The sequence below is a fragment of the Spartinivicinus marinus genome, assembly GCF_026309355.1.
GTDB classification, from domain to species: Bacteria; Pseudomonadota; Gammaproteobacteria; order Pseudomonadales; family Zooshikellaceae; genus Spartinivicinus; species Spartinivicinus marinus.
Genome location: NZ_JAPJZK010000003.1, coordinates 103,507 through 124,359, shown reverse-complemented (window position 1 = coordinate 124,359; position 20,853 = coordinate 103,507). Strand labels below are relative to the sequence as shown.

Sequence of the window (20,853 nt, the reverse complement as noted above, 5' to 3'; positions counted from 1 at the left end):
TAAAAACATACAAATTTTTTACTTATTAATAAAAAATTTAAACCTATATATTGTTAGAAAATAATAAAATATGTACAATCTTAGTCGCCTATTTGTACATATATATGTGAGTACTGCTATTATTTAAGATATGTACTCTTTTAATGAATATTCCAACTAACAGATGGAATCACTTTGATGAAAATCATTACAAGTGCAACTCATAAGGGGGGCGAAGCAAAAACTACACTTGCTCAAGTAATAGCCTCTTACACAGCTCAACTTAAAAACAAAAGAACTCTTCTAATAGACCTGGATAAGCAGGGATCACTTTCTAGGCGTTATCTAAGAATGGAGTCAGAAGAAACAAGAGCAGAAATCGATGGAACTGCTATTCCTCCTGTTCATCCGGACTATAGAGAAGGTAATGACCCCTCCGATTTTCCACCAAGAACAAGTTTTCATGGAATTTATCATGGCCAAATGGTTGTGCCTTATCCAACCAGTATACCTAACTTAGATATTGTTCCTTCATGGTCAAGCCGGCTTGATGCTGTTCTCAAAAATAGTCCAGATTACTTACTTGAAAGGGTATACAACAGGCCACTTGAGTTTTTTAAGCTTCCTGAACTGAGAAGTGCATATGATGTTGTAATTATCGATACACCTCCAGATAAAAACCCTCTTGTAATTGGGGCTTTAAGAGCTAGTACACATGTTTTCATTCCTGTTCAGCTTGCGCAAATGTCTTTAGAAGGACTTGAAGCAATGAAAATTTTTGTTGGACAGCAGAATGATGTTGTATGTAGTGACCATGAAATTAAACTGGCTGGCATTGTTCCAACAATCTATGACAAATCTGCAAGTCAAAAAAAGCGCTTAGAGTTTCTTAAAGATCAGCATGGTGACTTGATAATTGATCCACCAATGTACAAAAGAGTAACAATTACAAGATTGAGTGAAACACCTGCAGAACCTTCAAGTTTTTTAGAGTGGCCATCCTCTGTTATGGCTAAGAAATATGGGCATAAAAAATCGCAGCAAGAAAATGACAAACATGAACTTTTAGAAACCTGCGAAGAAATTTATAAGAGGGTCTTTAAATGAGTGGAATGTTTAGAATTCCAAGTAGAAATTCAAATACTGACAGTGGAACTACTGAAAAAAAACTAAGTAGAGACGAACTTGTAAGTAAGTCACAAGAATTACGTCGTGATGCAGGTCCAATTAGAATGGACATGATTCATCACAATCTTAGTAACGTAAGGGCTCTTTCATTTACACCGCAGCAGCTTAAATCTTGGTTAAAAGTAGGAGCTAGTGATTGCGTAATACAAAAGAAGGAGGGGGATATATTATTTCCTTCTTTTGATAACTTAGAACATAAGCTAAAGTTTGATAGATTTGCACTTAAAAAAGCAAAATCTGATTACGAAGAAATTTGTGCATTAGCTAAAACAATTTACTTAGATGGCATTAGCGTCTTACCACCTATTAAGCTGCTAGATGATAATTCTGGTGTTTATAAAGTTATATATGGGCAAAGACGCTTTATTGCAGCATACATCCTTGAAGAACATTTAATTTATGCTGAAATAGAAAAATCTACTGAAGTTTATAACTCTCCGTTTGAAGTTGCGAAAATACAGTTCAAAGAGAATGCTGGTCAGTCTGATATGTCTTTAGCAGATAAACTATCATTTGTTGAGCTTGTTAATACTGAGTACACAATAAAGTATGGTAAACCTGCAACAGTTTCAGATTTAGAAAAAGAGACTGGTCTTTCAAATCAAAATGCAAGGAGTTTTTATAGAGTTTTACATAGCTGTGAGCTAGTTAAAAAACTAGTACATAAGCACGTTATTACATCACTAAAGCCAGCAGTTAAACTTCACCAAGAATTAAAAAAGAATCCAGCTAAAGTTAGAAGCGAACTGTTAAAAAAATATTCTGAGTTTGAGGGTGAACTAAAGGAATGCAGTTATTTCGAAAATGAAGAAGTAGCCCAAATTAAAAGCAGTAAAAGAGACTATGGAAAACGAACACTTAAAATGGGGACTACTAAAAACAGTGAGCTAATAAAAGATATCTTAAAGAGATACTCTAAATCAAAAGAATTCTCGCAGCTAAAAACTGTCATTCAAGATTTGGACTGGAATGACTTTGAACAAATAGAAAAAGCATGGAATAGCTTTTTAGAAATTGGTAATACTGTTTTTAGCGAGTAGTGAAGATTGGAGCTTTTTATGATTACACAAAGTATTTCATCTTGGAATGATGTAAGATTTTTCTTTGAAAACAAAGATTATAAAAATGAATTAACCTCAACTTCTGTTGATATAACTGCCCACTGCTTTAACCTGCTAAATAAAGCTCTTCAAAGGGATAGTTATAATAAAAAGCAGCAATCCATCTGGATTGCAGAAGCGCTCAAAGATATGTTAGATCAGCCTCATGATGAGTTCATGTTATTGCTTGATACAGATACAAGTAATAGGCATAAAGGGCTGGAAATGAAAACAATCTTTTTAACTCTGCCTATTGAAATTGATAGGCAGCTAGAGGATAAAGTTGACTATATTAATGAAACAGAGGTTGGATTGATTGGTGTAAAAAGAAGAATTATTTACACAGCTATATATAGGAGGTATTGGAAAATGAACGCCTTTGGAAAAGAGCTTCCCCTTGATGATGTATAAAGGGGGTCCCGGGACCCCTTTTATTTAAGTTGTTGATTTTAAAAAGAAAATAATTTTTTGTCTGGGACCTATAAGCCGATAAATGTATATTTGTTAATACATAGAAACCTCTGGCGCAGTTTCAATCGCTCCATATTCCATTGGGTCACTGACTAAAAAGCTTGGAGTAGGGGAGGGGGGCTCTTGAGAGCGTTTACTCCTTTTCAACGGCAGTTGTTTACCATCTATTTTCGTAGCGTTATCTAGCAAGGCTTTGAGTGGTTCCAGGTCTTCTACAGTTGATGGGTTAACCAGGGCATTTGCTACGGCATCGGTTATTACGACAGGTGAGTTTTTAGCAAATTCGGCAAACAAGGACTGCCTCTGTTGTGCTTCTTTTTCGATGGTTTGCTTCAGCGTATCATTATCATTAACCAGTGTTGTCTGTTCTTGGTTTAAGTGATCATACAACGCTTGTAGCTTCACCAGCTCATGAAAGTACATTTGGTTCTGGTTGTATGACAGTTCAACTGAATCAAACCACTGTTGAAGTCTGTTTTCTGCATCCTCTTCATTTACACCTGTTTGCTTGATGGCATCAAGGATGGCTGCAAAGTTAGGTTTCTCTTCTGCTGTGGAGTCGAGGACATAGCCACGGTTGTTAGCAAAGTTTGGATTGATTACATAATCAAAACCGCTGATCTGATTTAAGAATGTATTCGCACCTGTTTCACTTCCTCGTGCCGCAATTGAAAAACCACCCACTTTCGAGTTGTGTAACCCAAGTAGGGTTTTACCTTCTTCGTTGTCTAAAATTTCTTGTGAGTGTGTAACGTTGCCTTCATCATCAATGTTAAGTTCGGTACATACACAAGCTGGAATCGCTTTGATGACAATTTCTTTGCCACTATCCAGTTTGGCAACATCAGTTTCACCAGGGAACAATTTATTCGTCAGTTCGCGAATACCATGACCCACATAACCCACCATCTCCCTAAGTTTCAATCGCTCTTGGGTTTCAGGTGAGTCAATGATTTTCTTAAAGTTATCGAGCACATAACCACGTTCTTTGCCTGAGTAGCTTCTACCGTTTTCAAAGATATTAAATGTACAAGTGACTTTATTGAGTTTGTTTTTGCTCATGCTTGGGCTCGTTTGGTTTGCTTGGCTGGTCTTGAGTAGAGGAGGGTTTTTTGGAAGTAAACAGAGGGCTAATGTCGTCTGCCTGAAATTGCATTAACTCTGTCATGACCCAGTTCAGAGCGTCTTTCTTATCCAGTAGTTGGAACTCAGGATCAATCAGTTGAATCAGCGAAACGACAGATGTTGCAAAGTTGGCTCGTACTTCTTGGGCTTGAGCTTGCTCTTGTTCCAGTGCGGTATTAATACTGTTGAATTTAATCACCCAGGGTTTGTCGTCGGGCGTATATACCTTGTTGTATTTATACGCTACATGAATCTCGAATAATCGTTCGATACCATTACGTACTGCATTTCGAACCAGGTTGGCTTTAATCGCTGCGGCAATGGCCATCCTAAAAAAACCACCATCCCCCAGACCGCCCGACAGGTCATCCGTAAAACCTAACAATGACTTATCAACGCTCAGTGCAGACGCAAGTCGATTGACTATAAAATTCACATCTTCGATGGAAGCGATATTCACATCATTGACTTCGGTTTGAATATCCACCTTGCCAGACCCACTTGACCACACTGGAAACACCAGGTTATTGATAGTGTTAAAGAAGCCTTTGGACATGGCTTGATTAGAAGAGTGATCCGACTTTTGTTTTAAGATCTTGGCAATGGTGTTGAAGTAACCAGCGGCTTTTTGGGGAGATTCTTGCCCTACATTGACTCCAATAAACCGATCTTTTTTACCGGCATTCCAGCGAGCCACACTTAAGGCAGTGGAGGCTTGTTCGAGTTTTTGCCAGGGATCAAACGCCGCTCTTAACAGTGATTCTCCATAATGGGTAGTTTCAACAACCGGGTCATTTTCGTAATCATCAGATGCCAGATTAAACTGTGTGTGTTCTCGTGAAGGTTGGTGTTGTTGATGGCTACACAAGTTGGACCATTGGGGTATTTTAAAACTGACGACTTTCCAGGGTTCGATTAGCTGTTGTCTTTGGTCGGCGGGTTGGTGTTTTGATCGATAACCTGCTAATAATCCGGCTCGTTCAAATTCCTTAATTGAAAGAGGATGGGTATAACGATCATGCCGTATATGTTGGATGCCTTTACCTTCTGCACCATAAGGTCGGACATAACACACGCCATACTTAGCGGCTTCATAAGCCCAGTTATGTAATTGCGCATTAAACAAATCCCGAAACGTGTCATTCAAATCTGAAATCACTTGGTTTGGTTGACCGTCCTTTGACTCAATAAAAATGATCTCATTGGTGTCAGTAGTAGCAGAAAGGGCATGCTGAATATGCATTTTTAAAGCGGCATCAATCGACGGATCCACCGCCATTTCATCATAGATTTTGTATTGCAGGGTGCGGTCAGTGGGGAAGGGGGTTTTTAGTGGTTCGTAGTGACTGGCATCATCAGTTTGTAGCGGCTGATTTAATAGCCGTTCCATACTGGATAAATCACAAGCAATACCACTAACCGGGCTATCATGAATGGGTTCGTTTTCATTAAAGCCGGAAAACAAGCGTTTCCAACGACTTTTTTTCTTGGGTTTTTCGGTCTCTACTGCCATAAACTCGCCTTTTGAGCGAGTATATAATGGTTTGATGTAAAGTACGGCAGATAAAAAAATATTGTATGTGGGTGGGTATATATGCTGTGTAGCACTGCTACATGCGTTACACGTGGAACAATTTAATGTTCCATGGAAAGTGGGTGATAGCTATAGCCCACTTCCCGGTGGGAGCGGTGCAGTCTTCAATTAGAAAGTTAGCCACTAATCAATGAGCCTGGCGTAACGCTGCTCTGACTTCTAGCTCTTCATCAAAGAGTTCATAGGTCAAGAAGTCACCCTCTTCAGTATCCAGCACATGTTGAGTATTCGCCTGTGCCCCCATTTCAAACTGCCACTCAGCATATTGCCAAGCAGCAACGATCCCGTAAGCCGGGTCATTGAATGTCAATTGATTCAGTATTTCCTCATCGAGATTACCGACTGGAAATAATGTACGTGTATCGCCTTGCTCCATTAGTAATTTTTTTAGCCACCACCAGTAGGGACCATAGGCTCGGTAGTGCAAAGCGTTACGCCGTAACGTATTGATCAGGTTTTCAACGGTGCGGCTAATAAACTGTTCCTTAGTCTGGTTTGCTGTAGCCTCATCGAGCAGGGGTTGTAATTCAGTTTCAGTAAATACGTTAATTGCCATTGCTACACCAATAATTCAGTTATCTGTTGTAAATCTTCGTTTGCCGGTGAACGTAGCCACCACCATGACCCTTCAAATCCTGGACTGTCCATCGTAAATGAGGCTCCATAACGCGATTTCAAACTGTCTTTGTTTGCATAGAGCTTGCCGTTCTTTGCATACCGATCATGTAAAAACAGTGCCTCAAAAGCGGGGATAAATTCACCACCCCAGGTCCGACGTTTTACTTTTTTGGTGGCGGTGGTCATATCAGTGGTATTAAAGCGCGCGGTGATGCCAACCTCCGCTAATTGATCTGCCAGGTGCTTTGGAATTTCACGAAAATCGTCGTGATTTCTTACTGCTGCTTCTGCTTCTCGGGTAGCCTGTTGATCGGCTGCCATGATCAACTGATTTTCTTGGGAGGCAATAAAGTTATCTACCCAATGTTGTATTTCATTAAAATTGGCACCAAGTCCTTTAACAGTACCAAATAGGCTGCTACTCAGTTCATCCAGCTTCCCATAAAACAAATCTAGGTTTTTTTGGTGGTCACTGGTGGCTAATCCTTGCTCTTGAAATAAGATTTGCCAAGTCTTAGCCAGTTGGGCATTAACATCGGCCTGGGTAGCAGAGTCTAGATAATAAGTCACTTTCCTTTCATAGGACCGGCCAAACCAGGTCCTCATGACACTTTCCAGGTCCTCAAAACGCTCACTTTCATCAGGCTCTTCCCGTATAAAAGTGGCATAAAATTCCATCACCCGTTTACATTGAGTTTGATTTGTTGACTCAGGCCAAAGCACCTGACCTTTTTGTTTGGTGGTGGCTTGTCTGCCATTGATCAGTTGTAATGCACCACTGCTGGTCTGAATTAAAAAGCCATCATCTTCCAGGTTGATTTGATCCACCAACTGATGATAAATGGAGGGTTCGATAGAATCTAAATTTTCATAGGTCAAACGCTTTGACAGTAACTGTTGTTTATCAAAATCAGCTGCGGATAATGAGGATAGTTTAATTTCATCTCGGCCCAGCTCTTGTAACCAGAACTGTTTGGTTTGACCTTCAACATTAATCGTATTGAGGAAACCATGCTTAGCTGCAATACTGACCACTTTATACGCGGCATTATCACCCCAAATCCGGTCTGAGACTTCAAGTACAGTGCCTACTGTAATGACATAATCACTATCGATAATGTACACCTGATCGGTGTTGGTTATGACACTGGGATCAAAAAATAATTTGCCTTCTTCAGCTTTATCTAGCAAGTACACCCGGTGCCGTTTAATCTTGTGTTCCAGCTGTTCGCCTTTGGTGGCATGGTCTTCATCAAAGTTGGCTAATTGTTGGCTGAGTTTGTCATGTTGGGACTGATAACGAGCCAGCTCTTTTTGTAATGCAGGATCATCGCTGTGGACGAGTTGGATTTTGATAGCCGCAATAGAACTACTGTTTTTATCCACTCGACTTTGCAGCTTTTCTTTCGCCAGCGCAGTATTTTCAGTTTGATGTTCAATTAACGCGGCTTCGGCATTTAATAGGCTTTTTAATTCCCGAACAATATCGGCACGGACTTTAGCGGTTTCTTGTTTGGCACGCTTGGCTTTCGCTTCAGCCACTTTTTGTTGATAGGCTTCAGGATCAGAGGCCAATAACATGGCTAATTCTTCAGGGTCCAACATGTCACCGTTTTTGGTCTGATGAATCGTGTTATCCGTCAGGATTTTATTAATCCAGCCTTCTTTACGGCCAATTAAATGCAGGCGATATTCATCCAGGGTGCTTTGTGCCACATAGTTATAAATCTTAACTCGGCTTTGTGTATTCCCTTGGCGAACCCCACGGCCTTTACGTTGGGTTAACTTGTCGGGTGTCCAGGGGAACGTCAGGTTATGAATAGCCGAGGTTCCATGTTGTAAATCGACACCTTCTTCTGCTCGTTCATTGGCAATAATAATTTGAATACTTCCGGCATTATAAGCATGGGCCAGTTTTTGGGTTTTCGCACCGGCAGCTTCATCCGCATTAATAATCCCGATTTTTTTCATATCCATGGGTAAATGATGCTGAATTAAACGGGTTAGTTTACGGTGCTGGGATTTTTCAGACGAAAATATTAGCTGCTTTCCACCACCGTCATATTCGGCACGTAAATTCTCCATTAATTGGCTGTATTTAGGTGTTAAGGGGTGGGTCACATCGGTGATGGGAATACCGTGTTTTTTTAATCCTTGTTCGAATTCTTTTTCAAAGGCCTGGTGAATAACGAGTTGCATGGGATCGGATGCTTCGTCTAACTCATCATCCAATAGGATGTCTTGTTTATCTTTTTCACCTTCGATAATCACATTAATGGTTTTAGTCTCAGGCATCCCAGCAAGAACTGCCAATAAGGCTTTGTGATGTTTTTTCGGAATATAACTGGTCAAGGTGCCTGAGTATAAGTCCATATCGGTGGCAACCCGTTCCATCTCCCGCATCACTGAAAAAATAGGGCGGTCACTGCCTTTTTCGGCTTCTTTACGTAGCTCCTCGTAAATCGCTGCTTGCTCATCGGATAACTGACAATCGGTTGTCACTTCTTCCGCTTGGGGGATTTCCAAGCCCACATCGTCCGCATTTTTAATTATGGCCTGCTCTTTAAATAAGCTACGCAGACCACTTAAGTTTCTAAAACCGACCAGGCCTTCTTTTGCGACACTATCGCCGGTGATTTTGAGTTTATCTACCGTATCGATTTCGCCAAATACATCAATAAAATCATCAGGCGTATAAATACCCAGCTGATGAAATTTCTCCATTGGCATCGTCAGGGATAACATATTAAAGGCTTCGACTGGGCTGCTCGTCAGTGGTGTGGCTGTCAGCATATAGGGGCCACGACCGTTGTTGTTATCCCGTAAAAAATCCATTTTGAGTGACATATCTTTCGCCCGTTGTGAGGGACTGACTTTGGATAAATACGCCAGGTTATTACCTTTGCTGCCTAATTTATGGGAGTTTTTAAAACGGTGGGCTTCGTCGACAATGACACTATCAACCCCTAAATCTTCAAAGTAGGGGAGCTGGTCTTTTTTAGTGGTACCTTCATCGCCATATTCCCCTTGTATACGGGCTTTTTCTTTTTCCTTTTTATAACTCTCGGTTGCTTTGTTCAGCTCGGTATTGCTGATTAAATTATTGTTAAACCATTTTTCTTGGTAGCGTAATTTGGTTTCTGGTTTTAATGGCAGGCGCTCATACACCTGGTGGGACATAATAATCAGGCTGTATTTACCGTGAGGAATTTCCCAGCATTTTTTAAAAATAGCTTGGGGATCATCTTTAACCATCACCTCTCGCTTAATAGGCTTACCGTTATTATCTAGCTTAGGGTTACCTTGATCATCAACAACGACTTCTGTGACGACTAAATCATCGTTGTCTTTTTTGGTGTGATAGCCCACCAATAAAAAGGGTTTGCCTTTAGTAAAGAATTGTTGGGCATTACGGCCCCAGTTTTCCAGCACACTATCGGGTGTCACAATCAAGGTACGTTTAGCACGCCCCATGTCCAGATTATATTGCGCAAGGCCTAAACCAGAAAATGTTTTACCTAACCCTGTACCAAAACATAAAAAACCTGCGCCTTGTTCGCTTAATTGGCGAATGGCTTTATTCTGGTAATCATGGAGGTTTACTGCACCGGAGGTGTCCGATAGATTTAAATTCTCGCCAGACAGTTCAGGGGTAATATAGCGGTTAACTTGGTCGTTATAATCCTGCTCTATCTGTTCGGCATTCACATGGGTTTGCAGGTATAAATTAAACTGCGACTCCAAGCGTTTCATTCGCTCCCGAAAATACGCCTGGTCTTCTTCTTTAACGCGGGTAGGTTTGCCGTTTAAATAATTGAGTAATTGCAGCTCAAACCCTTTGGGTTTTTCACCCCAACGAGCAATCGCTGAAAATTGCCCGCTGGGATCTTTAGTATCGACCACACGGGTTTGACTGACTTCTATTGAACCGTTGGGGAGTCGAGTGGCTACTGACTTTTCGACTTTATATGAAAATTGAAACCCTTGTTGTTCCTTTAAAAAATCCAGCAAATAGTGTCGGTCCAGGGTTTTATGGCGCAAACTGAATTGCACATCTTTTAAAGCGGTGTGACTCCGGCGGCGTTGCATCTCATCAATTTGTGCCTGCCATTTATCAATAAGCCGCTGGTCTTTTTCATCAGCCATTACCGATAACAACTGTTGGCTTTTGTCTACAACATCGCCACTGTAATAATCATTGGTTGGTAAAATATGGCCATCAGGAGTAATGGCCAGTGCATCAAACCGGGTAATATCCCCTAAGTTTTCGATGGGTGGGGAGCCGTTATATAAGCGCTGAATGTCGGCTAATTCCACATAAGGTTGTTTCTCAACATTCAATAAATATTCAACGATGGATAAGGCATGAGTGGGGTCATAACCTTGGGCCTGTTCGGTGACCTGGCCCTGTAATAAGGGTGATAATTCGCCGTCTTTGTCAGTAGCGTTGGAAAATGCACCCCAGGCTTTAGCAGTGCTGTCTTTAATAATCAGTTTTTTACTGCGAGACGGTGGTCCATACCGTTCAAACTCGGCTTTAATTAAGGCTTGTAAACCCCCTAAATCATCTGCCGCTTCGCCTTGTTGCAACTGGCTTTTTAGCCGAATCACCTGACACCCTAGCAAACCGCCCCGTAATACCTGTTCTCTCAAGGCGTCCGGCTGTTGTCGGGCATGGGTGATCACATCCCGTTGGTGGGGCTTAAATAATGCTGGCCAGGTGGTAAAAGCCGATTCAACTTGCTCAAACGACAATTGTAGTAAACCAGTGGGGCTCTCTAATAATGCAGTTAACTCTTCAATGGAGCCAACCCCATAAGTAGCTTTATCAATCACATTGGGTTGGCCTTTGACATCTGCTATCCACTCACTGTCTTTGAGGGTATGCATCAGACCATTGATGACTCGGGTATCGCCGTCTTGATAAAGGGGAACGGTAGCCTCAGTAATTTCCAATAAATCCCAGTCAATACGACTGGTGAACTTGTGGGCTAAAGCCCGTTTAATCGCAGTGTTATTTAATGATTGTTGGGCGGCTTTGGTAGTACTGTCCGGGCGTTTATGTATAAAACGTTTGCCTTCATCTTTAAAATATTGCCCTTTAATAAACGGCGTCCATAGGACATTGGCTTCCTCTAATACCTCTTTAGATAAAGCATCGATTTTTTCCGCTAAGTCGGCGGGGTGTTTTTTTAACACAATTAAATCGGTAACCGTATCGGTCCCTTGTTGACTGAATGTTTTTGAGGGTAATTTATGCGCCCCTAAAAACTCGGCTTTTTTACTGACTTTGGCGCGGAAAGCATGCAGTCGGGTATTGTCGACTATCCGGGGTGGCACGATTAACGCAATCAGTGCCCCAGGCTTGGCTTTATCAATTGCCCTGAGTACAAAATACTGTTCAATGGATTTCGTTTGTCGGTAAGCGGGGTCATGCAGGGCAAACTGCCGTCCTTCCCCAAATGGCACATTACCGACGACAGAATCAAAACTGTTATCCGGGGTATTGGCGCATAATTCTTCAAAGGACTGGTTTTTAATACTATCGGTGGGGTGTAACAGCTGATTCACTTGGGCGGCGGTTTCGTCAATTTCGGCCCCGGAAATAATCACCCCTTCAGGTTTAGTGGCACTAAATACACCGGCACCCGTTGAGGGTTCTAAGACATTACCGTTAGCAAAGCCATTGACAGACAAGGCATCCCAAATGCCTTCAGCGACTGGGGTAGGGGTATAGTACTCAAATAAACTGGCTTCATTTTTTAAACCACCGCGGCCACTGTACTGTCGTAAGATAGCTCGATCTGTCGCGGTTAAGGCTTCAGGATCGCCTTTCACTCGTTCTAGAATCTCACGGGTTTGGGCATTGATTTTTTCACGATAAACCTTGCCACCTTTTTGTAAGCCAAACAGGGTATCAGTTGCTTCTGTCGTGGAATCATCCGGTGTAGGCTCAGGCTCGATTGGATCTGCCGGCTTAAGGTAGCCCCAGAAGGCATTAATTAAATCAGAAAGGGAGTGGGCGGCGTGGATAGCTTGAAAGGAAGTATCTGACGTATTTTGCATAAACCTTTACATTAACCATGAAAGTGATTAATAAACGACTATTTACAACAAACACAAAAACCGAGAGACGATTGCTTGAGCAGGACTGCATTTTGTTGCCCGTAGGCCACTAAACAGATAGGCGCACCTGAATTAAACGGGGCGGCTTTTCCATCAACGGTATAGAAACGCGGTCGACCTTTTAAAAATAAAATGGCACTGGCTTTATCCCAGATAAACTCAAAAAAGAGATGTGTTTCAGTTCGAGCAGGAATGAGTGCAATACCGTTATTATGCTCAGCCATTTTTTTAAACCATTTTTTGGCTTCTTGGCCAAAAGGGGGATTTAACCAAACCCGGCCAAACCAGGGCTTTGTTAAGCCATTATCTTGTTTGGTATAGTGAGTTGTCGCTGTAGGCCAGGGGCGATTGATAGGAGAGCATGGGTCTAAATCAAATGAGCCAAGAGTCGTCAAAATACTAGGTGGTGTAAGCCACTCATCGTTTTTCATGCGTGCAGACTGGTGAGAAGAAAGGCTCAAATACTGGCTCCAATAACAGCTTAGGAGATTGAAAAAATCTCCTATTCAACAATTGGAACCATTGTAAATTGAAATGTGAAAATCGACCGCTGATATAAAAATATTGGGAAAAATAATTGTTGTTTTTTAAAAGTGAATAAAAATAAAAGCGTAAGGCAGGCTAAATAGCTGCCCTTTAATATTAGTTAGTCAATTACTTCATCGTTATCACTACCAATAAAATCCAACATTGTGGCGAAACTGTCTTCACTTAATTTATACAGGGGCGTTTGGTCATCACTCGGGTAATGATGATGAAAGATGCGGGTTGCTTCTGCTTTGTCACTAAACCCTAACAAATACACTGGGTATTCACCAGGCGGTTTTGCCATAAAGACTCGCTCAGATTCCATTTGATGCCCCACAATAATATCGAGTGAAACGGACTGACTGGTATCACGCATATAACCTAGAGAATGTGTGACTTTACGTTGCCAGGGCTCACCACTGTCAGTATATCCTTGCAAGATATCGCCAGGTTGCTGAGTGATATACACCTCAAATGACTTAAATTGTATTTTCTGTTTATAGGCGGGGAATAAATGGTCATAGTATTCCGCTGGCGGCAAGCTGTCTTTTGATAAACCGGGTGAAGGTGGATAGGGCAGTAAATCCCCTTCCAGTAATTCAAACTCAAATTCCGGTGAGGTTGAATAGGTGCAATGAATATCCATGGGTGCCAGGCGTGGAAATTCAGCGGTTTTGCCAAAAGGCGTATAACCATGGTGCCGCATATAGTCAGTGACTAAGAAACTATCAAAGTCGGGGCCTTCTATGGTTGCTGTCGCTTTTTGTTCCCATTCGGCATCCAATGTAATGGTAATAGGATCGCCTAAATAATGTTGAATTTTAAATCGATACATAAATTGGCTATGCCTTATGTAGTATAAAGCCGTTAACTTTTTAGTTCAGGAATGACCATTCCAGGCTGAAACCAATCAGGTGCCTGGCGATGGGTAATCAGTTTTTTTAAGTTTTCTATTGGATGAGATTGAATGCCTTGCTGATTCATCTGGTGTAAATAAGCCCAGGCTTTAGCATCTAACTCTGATGCCATAAAATCATTTGAGCCATCTGGCGCCACCACCAATCGACCAGTTTTTTTGCGTCCTGTATGGCGGTCTCTGGTACTTGAGTTTAAAAACTGATACCCCATCAAAGGCCCTGCGGTAATAAATTCCTTAGTGATTTTAATTGGTTTGACTCGTTTAAACAGTTGTTGATAAAAATCATGGTCAGCACTCTTTTGCTGGCGGATTTGTTTAAAAAGGTCTTGCTCTGCAGTCGATGTATTGTTTAAAAAACCCAATAAACAATCAAACATATCCGGGTCGTTATTGAATAGCTCGTATAATTTAACTGAAGAAGCAAAGTGCTCTAACCCCATCGACATGACTTCTGTACTGCCATCAGCATAATATTTACCTACATAAGGGTTAATAAACGAATCTGGGTAGGCCTTTTCATCTGATCGGTAGTTGGTGTTACCTGCCAATTCTTGTAATGGTTGAAGTGGCCCTTCTTTTCGTGATTCCACAAACTGTTGTGCTGTGGCTTTGGTGACTGGATCGTTTTCTAATAGATGGGCCATTTCATGAAACAAGGTCGTTTTATCAAAATCCCCATCAACATAGACGATCCCCTCTGTAACAGAAGCTGCTGCTCGTTTTCTTCCATCACTGACAACGGATACCTGAGATAATCGACCATGGGTGAGCCGATAAAATTCAGCCATGTCTTTTAATAGCTGGGTTTTACTGTAACCCACTTTTTTGAGTCGGTTTATAACAGTTGTTGAAATAGACTGCTCTTTTGCCCATTGCTGAGCTACCTGCGCAGAGATAGTCGATTGATTAATTAGTTGATCATAAACACCCGACATGAGCTGTTCAGCTTTTTGGTTAATTGCCTGTTGTGTTTCAACGACTTGTTGTTTGGTGGCTTCATCGGGTTTGTAGAGCGCTGTTTGATTCCACTCGTCTTGAACCGGCTTTATATATTGATTGACTAATTGTTGATAGTGATCCGCTTTAGCACGAATGGCCTGCTCTTCTTTTACCAGCGCTTCATAATCTCTATTTCGATGCTTGGCCTTGTTGTTGAATAAACTGATTTCAACTTCTAAATTCAGTCTCATTTCAGTTAAGCCATGCTGTTCTCGTATATCCGATAATATGCGGCTGATTTCCTTATGGGACTTTTGATAAGGCGCTTTAATGTCATCCAGTGACTGTTGTAATTGTTGTATTTCACTGGCTAACTGAGCATTTTCTGATTCAATCAGCTGCTCGCGAAGCTGTTGACCCTGGGCTCTGTTTTTTTCCAGTTGGGCTTGGCCAATATTATCTGGCGGACCCCATTGATTCAGTAGGCCTTTCAAGTCCCAAAAAGGAGTATTCCGGTGGATCAGCTCAGCCAATGAGGCATCAGGGTGAATTTGTAGTCTACGCTGCCAGTGATTCAGTTGTAACCAGGCAGCTTGAACTTGCGAATTAAACTCGCCTAGCGGTGTTTGTTTGAGGGTATCAATCGCTCCCATTACCTGAAAAGCACTTTCTGTCGGTGGTGTCTCCAGCAACAGAAAAAATGCCTCCTCAATGCCTGACCAGCTAACCGCTTGTGTAATCGGCTTAAAAACAGCATTCATAGTTAAGCCGCTTTTAGGTTGAGGTGATTAATTAAATAGTCGACGACCGGTTGTTTAATTTCATCAACGTTGGCTTCTTCATCCACCACGATGGATTTAACCATTTTGATAAAGGCTTTGGGGTCTAGTTTATTAAATTCACCTGCCAATAACTGCTGAAAACGACTAATGGTGGATTTGCTATTCACCGCTAATGCTTCTCGCACCACTTTAATTTCTTTTACCAGCTTGAGCTTTTCAATCCCTTTGGTGTTTTCACTAAACGCTTGTTCTTGCAGTTTTTTCAGTTGTTTGGCAAAACGTAATTTTTCAATACCTTGGGCCATGCATTAATTACTCCTATTACAACGGGTGTTCTTCAGCATCTTTGCGTGCGTAATATTCCGCGACGTTGCCAATTAACTCGTCGTATTTTTCACCCAACCCCATTTCGATTAATCGATCTGCAGGTGGTTCTAACGTATCGAAAATCCCAAATGAGCCTAAATGGTCGTATTTACCCTCCAAAATATCCTCAAGGATTTTAACTAGGCGCTGCTCTTCGTCGTTTTCATCTGCTGAGGTATTGTCTCCATCATTGGCGGCAGTGATCTCACTTGTGGTAGTTTGGGGTTGTTGCTGTTCTTGCTGACGTTTCTCATCGGCTTCTGCTTTGGCGGCTTCAATTTCCGAAAGCATTTCTTCCAGTAGTTTTTTTAACTCGTCTCGTTGGGCCGTCAACGTTTGGTTCTCCTCTTCCAAGTCCTGGTGTTTTTGCTGTTGTTCTGCAATTTGTGTCGTTAATTCCGTGGCCTGATTTTCCAGGGCGGTTAGCTCGTCATCTGCGGCCTGTAGTTCGGCTTGGGCTTGTTTTAGCTGTTGTTGGCGCTCAATGAATTTTGCGGAATTACCACTGATTAACTGTGCCAGTTTAAAGGCGAGTTCATCCAGGCTAATATCAGTTAATGTATTTCCGTTCTGTTTAGCTGACACTATGTGGGTAATGTCCCGCTTATTTAATAACCAGCGATAAGCGATCAGGGTGTCGTTTTGATTAACAATCAGCGGGTCTTTATCGGGGGCATGAAATTGCGCTGATAACGTTTGGCCGTCACTGCAAATAAATTGGGCGGTGACCGTGGCAAATAATTTATTTTTACGGGGTTTGCTGATTGTGGCATCACCAATCACCAGGTTGCCGTCTAGTGTCGCCAGCTTTTTTTGAATGACACGACGCAAAGCGGCCAGGGTTCTCGGGAGTCGCTGGTATTTGGCGGATACCATATCCAGAATTAAAGCAGGCTCATCCTCTGGATAAAACGCATCATCCAGCACCTGTAAGGGTAGCGGCTCTGTTAGTAAGTCGAGGCTGTCTGCAGTTGAAAGCTGGTCAAACCACTCTTCCAAGGTAATGCTATCAAAACCCTTTGCAAGTGGGTCATAATCCAGGTGAACCTGTAGCTTATTCATGGTTTAGGCTGCAATCGGTGGTTGAATTAATTGATCCAGGGTTTCTTGTTGAGAATTGATCTGGCTTTGTAGCTCGGCAATTTCCGTCGTTAATGCCGCATTGCTGTTTTCCAATTTAGTAATGGCTTGCAATAATTCATTTAATTCTGCTGTAAGTTGCTCGACCGTTAGCCGGTAGTCATCAATTAATTGTTGTTTTTCGGCTAGCTGCTGTTGGGTGCTCAGTTTGGCCTGGCGGGATCCACTATTGGACTGACCCTGTTTACGCTCAGCCATTTTTCTAAGCTTTGCCTGAAAACTTTTCGAGTTTTTATGGACAAAATCTGAAATTTCTTTCACGGCTTTATTCAGATTATCAACGTTTTTAATGGCCAATACCTGATTATTTAATTTCACTTGAAAAATAGCCCCCTGAGCGGTAGCCTCAATAATCAGTTTTTGCCCATCTGCTAAAAATAACGTGGCTTTTTTGGTCAGGACACCGGACTTACGGACAGCACGCTTACTGCCTTCTATATCATTTACTGTCACATCCCGCTTTTTTAACGCTTTAACGAGAGGCTTTAAGCCAGTGGCATTGAAATTATCAAAATCAAACTGTAGGTGTTGTTTATTACTGTCAACCATAGAACGCCTTTTAAATAATTAACCTATTGGGAAATTAATATATGGGTGAATGCGTACCCCTTCGGTTGGTGTAACCCAATCGGGCAAATCCAGTGAGATGGCGATTAAATCATCTTCCTGATCTATTAACCCCGTCAACGAGTACTTAGCGGGTGCGGCAATAGCCCCCTCTGGCATCACGCATTTAAACAGTAACCGGCCATTGGCAAACACAATGTCACCAGGTTTAAAAGGGGCTTCATAAAACACATTAGCTAACTGGTTTAATGAGGTATCAAAGGTTCTCAAGCCAGGTGGACTGGTTGTTTCATCGATTAAGTCAGGATCATGGCCTAACTGAAATTTTTTGATCTGAAACTGGGAGCTTAAACCAGCAATTGAATGGGCATTTTTTTCATAGTAACGGGGCAACAACAGGGCGCGTTGCCAGGTGTTGTTATTGGTTATCATGCATTAACATTCTCAACGTATGTATCAAGCGGGGCATAGTCAGCGGGTACATCATCAAAATAAAAGTAAGGACTCTCGTTATATTGTAAGAGTGGTGTTAACTCTCGCTGTCGGATGGTTTGCCAATCGAGGCGAGGTGTTTCAAATTGATCTTGATAAGGTAAATGAGCCGGCCTTTCTGTCTTCTGGGTTTCAATTAGCAACCGATCAGGTTTTGCTTTGAAATGAATACTTAGCTGGAATAGTTCACCTTCATAAACAATGTGGGTGGGGCGGATCTTCTCTATTTCTTGACGGACAATGGTTTCGAATTCGCTGCGACTGATTTGCAATAACCGTAAGTGCCCTAGATCAACCCATAACCGGCCCCGAGATGTTAAAAAATAATCATCCAGCGCATGCCCCAAGTCATGTACTTCATCTGTTGAATAAAAAGTGCCTTGTTGATAAGACTCTGCGTCTTTGGCATACAAGGGTTCCCAGCGAGTATTTAGCCCACTGAAATTACGCGCCAGAATCGATTGCACGGGTAGCGAAGTGTCTTTGTAATGCAATTCATCACGACGCCAGGCAATCGCCAGAGGCTTATTGGTTTCCGCAATGGGCATGAAGACATCAAAAAAACTGCCCATATCCGCTAACGCTTTTTCCAGGTCTTTCGGACTGGCGGTAAAAATCGAACGACTGTTTTCGACCCGTTCAATAGCCGGGGTAAATTGCTGATCCCAAAATAATTCCAGGGACATGGCCAGCTGTACCCAACGTTCAGAAGTCTGTTTACTGGCTGTGAGCCGATTAACTAACCAGTGTTGCACGTTATACCACTAACTGAATAATCATTTGGCTAGGATACTGTAAATTCGAGGAAAAGGACGACGATAAAAAAATGTCAGCAATATTATATATTGCTGCCTATTTCTTTAGGTGATAATAGTTCATTGATTTTATGAGATCTAATATAGGCTTCCAGAAAACAAAGTTGGCAGCACGATATAATTTGTTCTATAAAGTTAATGTTTTAAGTAGAGAGTCGCCAAATTACTTATCTGGAAAGCTATAGTTAAATATTCACTTTAATTTTAAGCTTATTCTTTAGTCCCTTTAATAGATAAAAACAAAAGTTATTACTTTAAAATTATATTTAATTTCTTTTTATTTTTCTGAAAGGGGCTTGTAGTATTAACTCTTAATATTCTAACAATTGGTTTTAAACCCAATGATTGTCTACTTTTTAAATCTGGCTTTGTAAAATCTCCAGGCGTGCTTTCATTATGCTAATTATTGCCTGCTAGAGGTGAGGTTATTCTTATGTCTATTAAACTGGCGACAGGTTCTGGTGCTCACGATCTGTACGAGCGAATCATGGCATATCCCTTTAATGAAGGAGTCACTGAGTTTCCTTTTGAGGCCCGCTTAGCAAGGGACAATGGTTGGTCATTGGGATTTGCAGTGCGGGTGATTACTGAATACAGAAGATTTTTATTTTTAGCTATGGAAGCAGGTCACCCTGTGACCCCCTCAGATCAGGTTGACCAGGCATGGCATCTACACTTGCTCTACACAAAGTCTTATTGGGATAAGCTCTGTGGTGAAACACTTGGTAGACCATTGCATCATAACCCAACTAAAGGGGGCTCCTGTGAGCGTAATAAGTTTGATAATTGGTATAACAAAACGTTAGAGAGTTACAGGCTCTTTTTTGATAAAGAACCACCTGCTGATATATGGCCAGAGGCTAATATTCGTTTTGGCACTGATATTCATTACCAGAGAGTAAATACTAAGCAAAATTTGATTATTCCTATGTTTGGGATTACCGTCAGCTTAAAGAACCTAATAGCCAAGAAATTAACAAATTAACTATTATGGAAAATTTTTATGAGTCATTCAAACAAAATGAGATGAGCTATTTAATTAAATCTACAAAGAAATAAGTAGAAGGTGAGTATAGTATTTGAAGCTACGGCTGAAAAATTAAATATGCTAAGTTTGGAGTAGATTGTTTTAATCCAATAATCTATCGGAGTAACACAATGAGTACAGAACTTTCAGGCGATATTTATTTTATTGTATTTTTTACGTTAGTTATTTTTCTTTTACCTGCGTGTTTACAAGGAATTCAAGACTTAAAAGATTCCACTAGAAAAATGAAAGTTCCATTACTTGAGAGCCCTATTAATCCTTATAAAATAGCTTATTTACATGGTGCAATAAATGAGCTTACATATGTAATAGCAGTAAGTCTTGTCGAGCGAGGTTATGCAGAGACTTTTGGTAACTTAATTGATGATAAAATTGTTATAGACTATCGTCAGCTCAGTAATGGACCAGATATAAAACAATTAACTCCTATAGAACGAGTTGTTTATGATGGTTTATGTGGTGTCCAGTCAGAAGAAGGAGTGCTTGAGAGTTTATATCAAAAAGTATCAGGTTTTTGTTTAGCTTATGAAGAATCTTTGCAACAAGACAGGCTTCTAAATACAGGTGTCAATAAAACCCTTGCCAGAAAAAATATACTTATTGGAATGACACTAATTATTGGGGTTTTCTTTGTAAGATTAGTTTTGTTGGGTACTTCAGAAGGAATTTTTATTCACATTATATTATTGGTTATTGGTATCTACCTAGTCTTGTTTATTTGTAGCCCTGAACGAATGAGTTTATTAGGGAAAGCTTATTTGAGAGAATTAAGACAGACTGTTTCTATTCGAAATACATCTTATACACTTATAGCAGCTATCCATGGTATGTCTTCACTATCGAACACGTCTTATGCTGATATTGAGGACTTGTTTCGTCCAATTAATAAAAATAAAGTAGAAGATGGTTGTGGTGGTGGTTGTAGTGGTTGCGGAGGATGTGGTGGGTGCGGTTGAAATATCTCCTACACTTTTACTTATGACTAGAGTTATTAGCATAAAATCGAAATCTATAACTACTCTATTTATTATTCAGTTCTTCTTTCTTACCAAGACT

General features: G+C 41.1%; 17 protein-coding genes. 5 read left to right on the top strand and 12 right to left on the bottom strand.

The features are described 5' to 3' along the window. Positions 1-177 precede the first annotated feature (177 nt). Genes OQE68_RS29765 through OQE68_RS29755 form a run of 3 tightly spaced genes read left to right on the top strand, consistent with a single transcriptional unit; the run spans position 178 to position 2,678 of the window. Positions 178-1,086, top strand: a complete 909-nt coding sequence (locus OQE68_RS29765) for a ParA family protein (protein WP_180571540.1) — start codon at positions 178-180, stop codon at positions 1,084-1,086. Continuing rightward, a complete protein-coding gene (locus OQE68_RS29760) occupies positions 1,083-2,207 on the top strand; it encodes a hypothetical protein (protein WP_180571539.1) in 1,125 nt (374 codons plus the stop codon). The genes OQE68_RS29765 and OQE68_RS29760 overlap by 4 nt, the downstream gene beginning before the upstream one ends. Positions 2,208-2,225: 18 nt before the next feature. Beyond that, complete coding sequence (locus OQE68_RS29755) at positions 2,226-2,678, top strand: hypothetical protein (protein WP_180571538.1); 453 nt, start codon at positions 2,226-2,228, stop codon at positions 2,676-2,678. A 93-nt stretch (positions 2,679-2,771) separates the two neighbouring features. On the opposite strand, the gene OQE68_RS29750 is transcribed toward OQE68_RS29755, so the two are convergent. The 12 genes from OQE68_RS29750 to OQE68_RS29695 form a co-directional block, all read right to left on the bottom strand. Next, positions 2,772-3,800 (bottom strand): hypothetical protein, encoded by a 1,029-nt coding sequence (locus tag OQE68_RS29750; protein ID WP_266196013.1) that lies wholly within the window; start codon positions 3,798-3,800, stop codon positions 2,772-2,774. Continuing rightward, positions 3,778-5,376, bottom strand: a complete 1,599-nt coding sequence (locus OQE68_RS29745; protein ID WP_266196012.1) for a portal protein — start codon at positions 5,374-5,376, stop codon at positions 3,778-3,780. The genes OQE68_RS29750 and OQE68_RS29745 overlap by 23 nt, the downstream gene beginning before the upstream one ends. A 208-nt stretch (positions 5,377-5,584) precedes the next feature. Next, positions 5,585-6,013, bottom strand: a complete 429-nt coding sequence (locus tag OQE68_RS29740) for a hypothetical protein (protein WP_266196011.1) — start codon at positions 6,011-6,013, stop codon at positions 5,585-5,587. Between the two features lie 2 nt (positions 6,014-6,015). Further along, positions 6,016-12,141: an SNF2-related protein gene (locus tag OQE68_RS29735; protein WP_266196010.1), complete on the bottom strand. Its 6,126-nt coding sequence runs from the start codon at positions 12,139-12,141 to the stop codon at positions 6,016-6,018. 38 nt (positions 12,142-12,179) lie between these two features. After that, positions 12,180-12,662, bottom strand: a complete 483-nt coding sequence (locus OQE68_RS29730; protein ID WP_180571450.1) for a DNA N-6-adenine-methyltransferase — start codon at positions 12,660-12,662, stop codon at positions 12,180-12,182. A 185-nt stretch (positions 12,663-12,847) separates the two neighbouring features. Next, entirely contained in the window at positions 12,848-13,564 is a 717-nt protein-coding gene (locus OQE68_RS29725; protein ID WP_180571449.1) for a hypothetical protein, read from the bottom strand. Positions 13,565-13,596: 32 nt separating this feature from the next. Next, positions 13,597-15,348 (bottom strand): hypothetical protein, encoded by a 1,752-nt coding sequence (locus OQE68_RS29720; protein WP_180571448.1) that lies wholly within the window; start codon positions 15,346-15,348, stop codon positions 13,597-13,599. 2 nt (positions 15,349-15,350) lie between these two features. Then, on the bottom strand, positions 15,351-15,674 hold the full coding sequence (locus OQE68_RS29715) for a hypothetical protein (protein WP_180571447.1): 324 nt from the start codon (positions 15,672-15,674) through the stop codon (positions 15,351-15,353). Positions 15,675-15,690: 16 nt separating this feature from the next. Further along, positions 15,691-16,797 carry a defense against restriction DarA-related protein gene (locus OQE68_RS29710; RefSeq protein WP_266196009.1) on the bottom strand — a complete coding sequence of 369 codons (1,107 nt, stop codon included), beginning with the start codon at positions 16,795-16,797 and terminating at the stop codon, positions 15,691-15,693. A 3-nt stretch (positions 16,798-16,800) separates the two neighbouring features. Next, a complete protein-coding gene (locus OQE68_RS29705) occupies positions 16,801-17,424 on the bottom strand; it encodes a defense against restriction DarA-related protein (protein ID WP_266196008.1) in 624 nt (207 codons plus the stop codon). An 18-nt stretch (positions 17,425-17,442) separates the two neighbouring features. Further along, on the bottom strand, positions 17,443-17,874 hold the full coding sequence (locus tag OQE68_RS29700) for a hypothetical protein (RefSeq protein ID WP_266196007.1): 432 nt from the start codon (positions 17,872-17,874) through the stop codon (positions 17,443-17,445). Further along, the gene (locus tag OQE68_RS29695; protein WP_180571761.1) at positions 17,871-18,689 is read right to left on the bottom strand and encodes a hypothetical protein; all 819 of its coding nucleotides are present in this window, start codon (positions 18,687-18,689) and stop codon (positions 17,871-17,873) included. The genes OQE68_RS29700 and OQE68_RS29695 overlap by 4 nt, the downstream gene beginning before the upstream one ends. A 493-nt stretch (positions 18,690-19,182) precedes the next feature. On the opposite strand from OQE68_RS29695, the gene OQE68_RS29690 reads away from it, so the two are divergent. Together OQE68_RS29690 and OQE68_RS29685 are read left to right on the top strand one after the other, a co-directional pair. Beyond that, entirely contained in the window at positions 19,183-19,734 is a 552-nt protein-coding gene (locus OQE68_RS29690) for a glycine-rich domain-containing protein (protein ID WP_180571762.1), read from the top strand. 173 nt (positions 19,735-19,907) lie between these two features. After that, positions 19,908-20,753, top strand: coding sequence for a DUF2207 domain-containing protein (locus OQE68_RS29685; RefSeq protein WP_180571763.1), 846 nt, complete (start codon positions 19,908-19,910; stop codon positions 20,751-20,753). Positions 20,754-20,853: the final 100 nt, after the last annotated feature.

Coding starts and splice junctions, on each gene's coding strand:
- OQE68_RS29705 (WP_266196008.1), bottom strand. CDS start 17,424: ATGGTTGACAGTAATAAACAACACCTACAGTTTGATTTTGATAATTTC.
- OQE68_RS29690 (WP_180571762.1), top strand. CDS start 19,183: ATGTCTATTAAACTGGCGACAGGTTCTGGTGCTCACGATCTGTACGAG.
- OQE68_RS29760 (WP_180571539.1), top strand. CDS start 1,083: ATGAGTGGAATGTTTAGAATTCCAAGTAGAAATTCAAATACTGACAGT.
- OQE68_RS29740 (WP_266196011.1), bottom strand. CDS start 6,013: ATGGCAATTAACGTATTTACTGAAACTGAATTACAACCCCTGCTCGAT.
- OQE68_RS29745 (WP_266196012.1), bottom strand. CDS start 5,376: ATGGCAGTAGAGACCGAAAAACCCAAGAAAAAAAGTCGTTGGAAACGC.
- OQE68_RS29750 (WP_266196013.1), bottom strand. CDS start 3,800: ATGAGCAAAAACAAACTCAATAAAGTCACTTGTACATTTAATATCTTT.
- OQE68_RS29765 (WP_180571540.1), top strand. CDS start 178: ATGAAAATCATTACAAGTGCAACTCATAAGGGGGGCGAAGCAAAAACT.
- OQE68_RS29700 (WP_266196007.1), bottom strand. CDS start 17,874: ATGATAACCAATAACAACACCTGGCAACGCGCCCTGTTGTTGCCCCGT.
- OQE68_RS29720 (WP_180571448.1), bottom strand. CDS start 15,348: ATGAATGCTGTTTTTAAGCCGATTACACAAGCGGTTAGCTGGTCAGGC.
- OQE68_RS29735 (WP_266196010.1), bottom strand. CDS start 12,141: ATGCAAAATACGTCAGATACTTCCTTTCAAGCTATCCACGCCGCCCAC.
- OQE68_RS29715 (WP_180571447.1), bottom strand. CDS start 15,674: ATGGCCCAAGGTATTGAAAAATTACGTTTTGCCAAACAACTGAAAAAA.
- OQE68_RS29685 (WP_180571763.1), top strand. CDS start 19,908: ATGAGTACAGAACTTTCAGGCGATATTTATTTTATTGTATTTTTTACG.
- OQE68_RS29710 (WP_266196009.1), bottom strand. CDS start 16,797: ATGAATAAGCTACAGGTTCACCTGGATTATGACCCACTTGCAAAGGGT.
- OQE68_RS29755 (WP_180571538.1), top strand. CDS start 2,226: ATGATTACACAAAGTATTTCATCTTGGAATGATGTAAGATTTTTCTTT.
- OQE68_RS29725 (WP_180571449.1), bottom strand. CDS start 13,564: ATGTATCGATTTAAAATTCAACATTATTTAGGCGATCCTATTACCATT.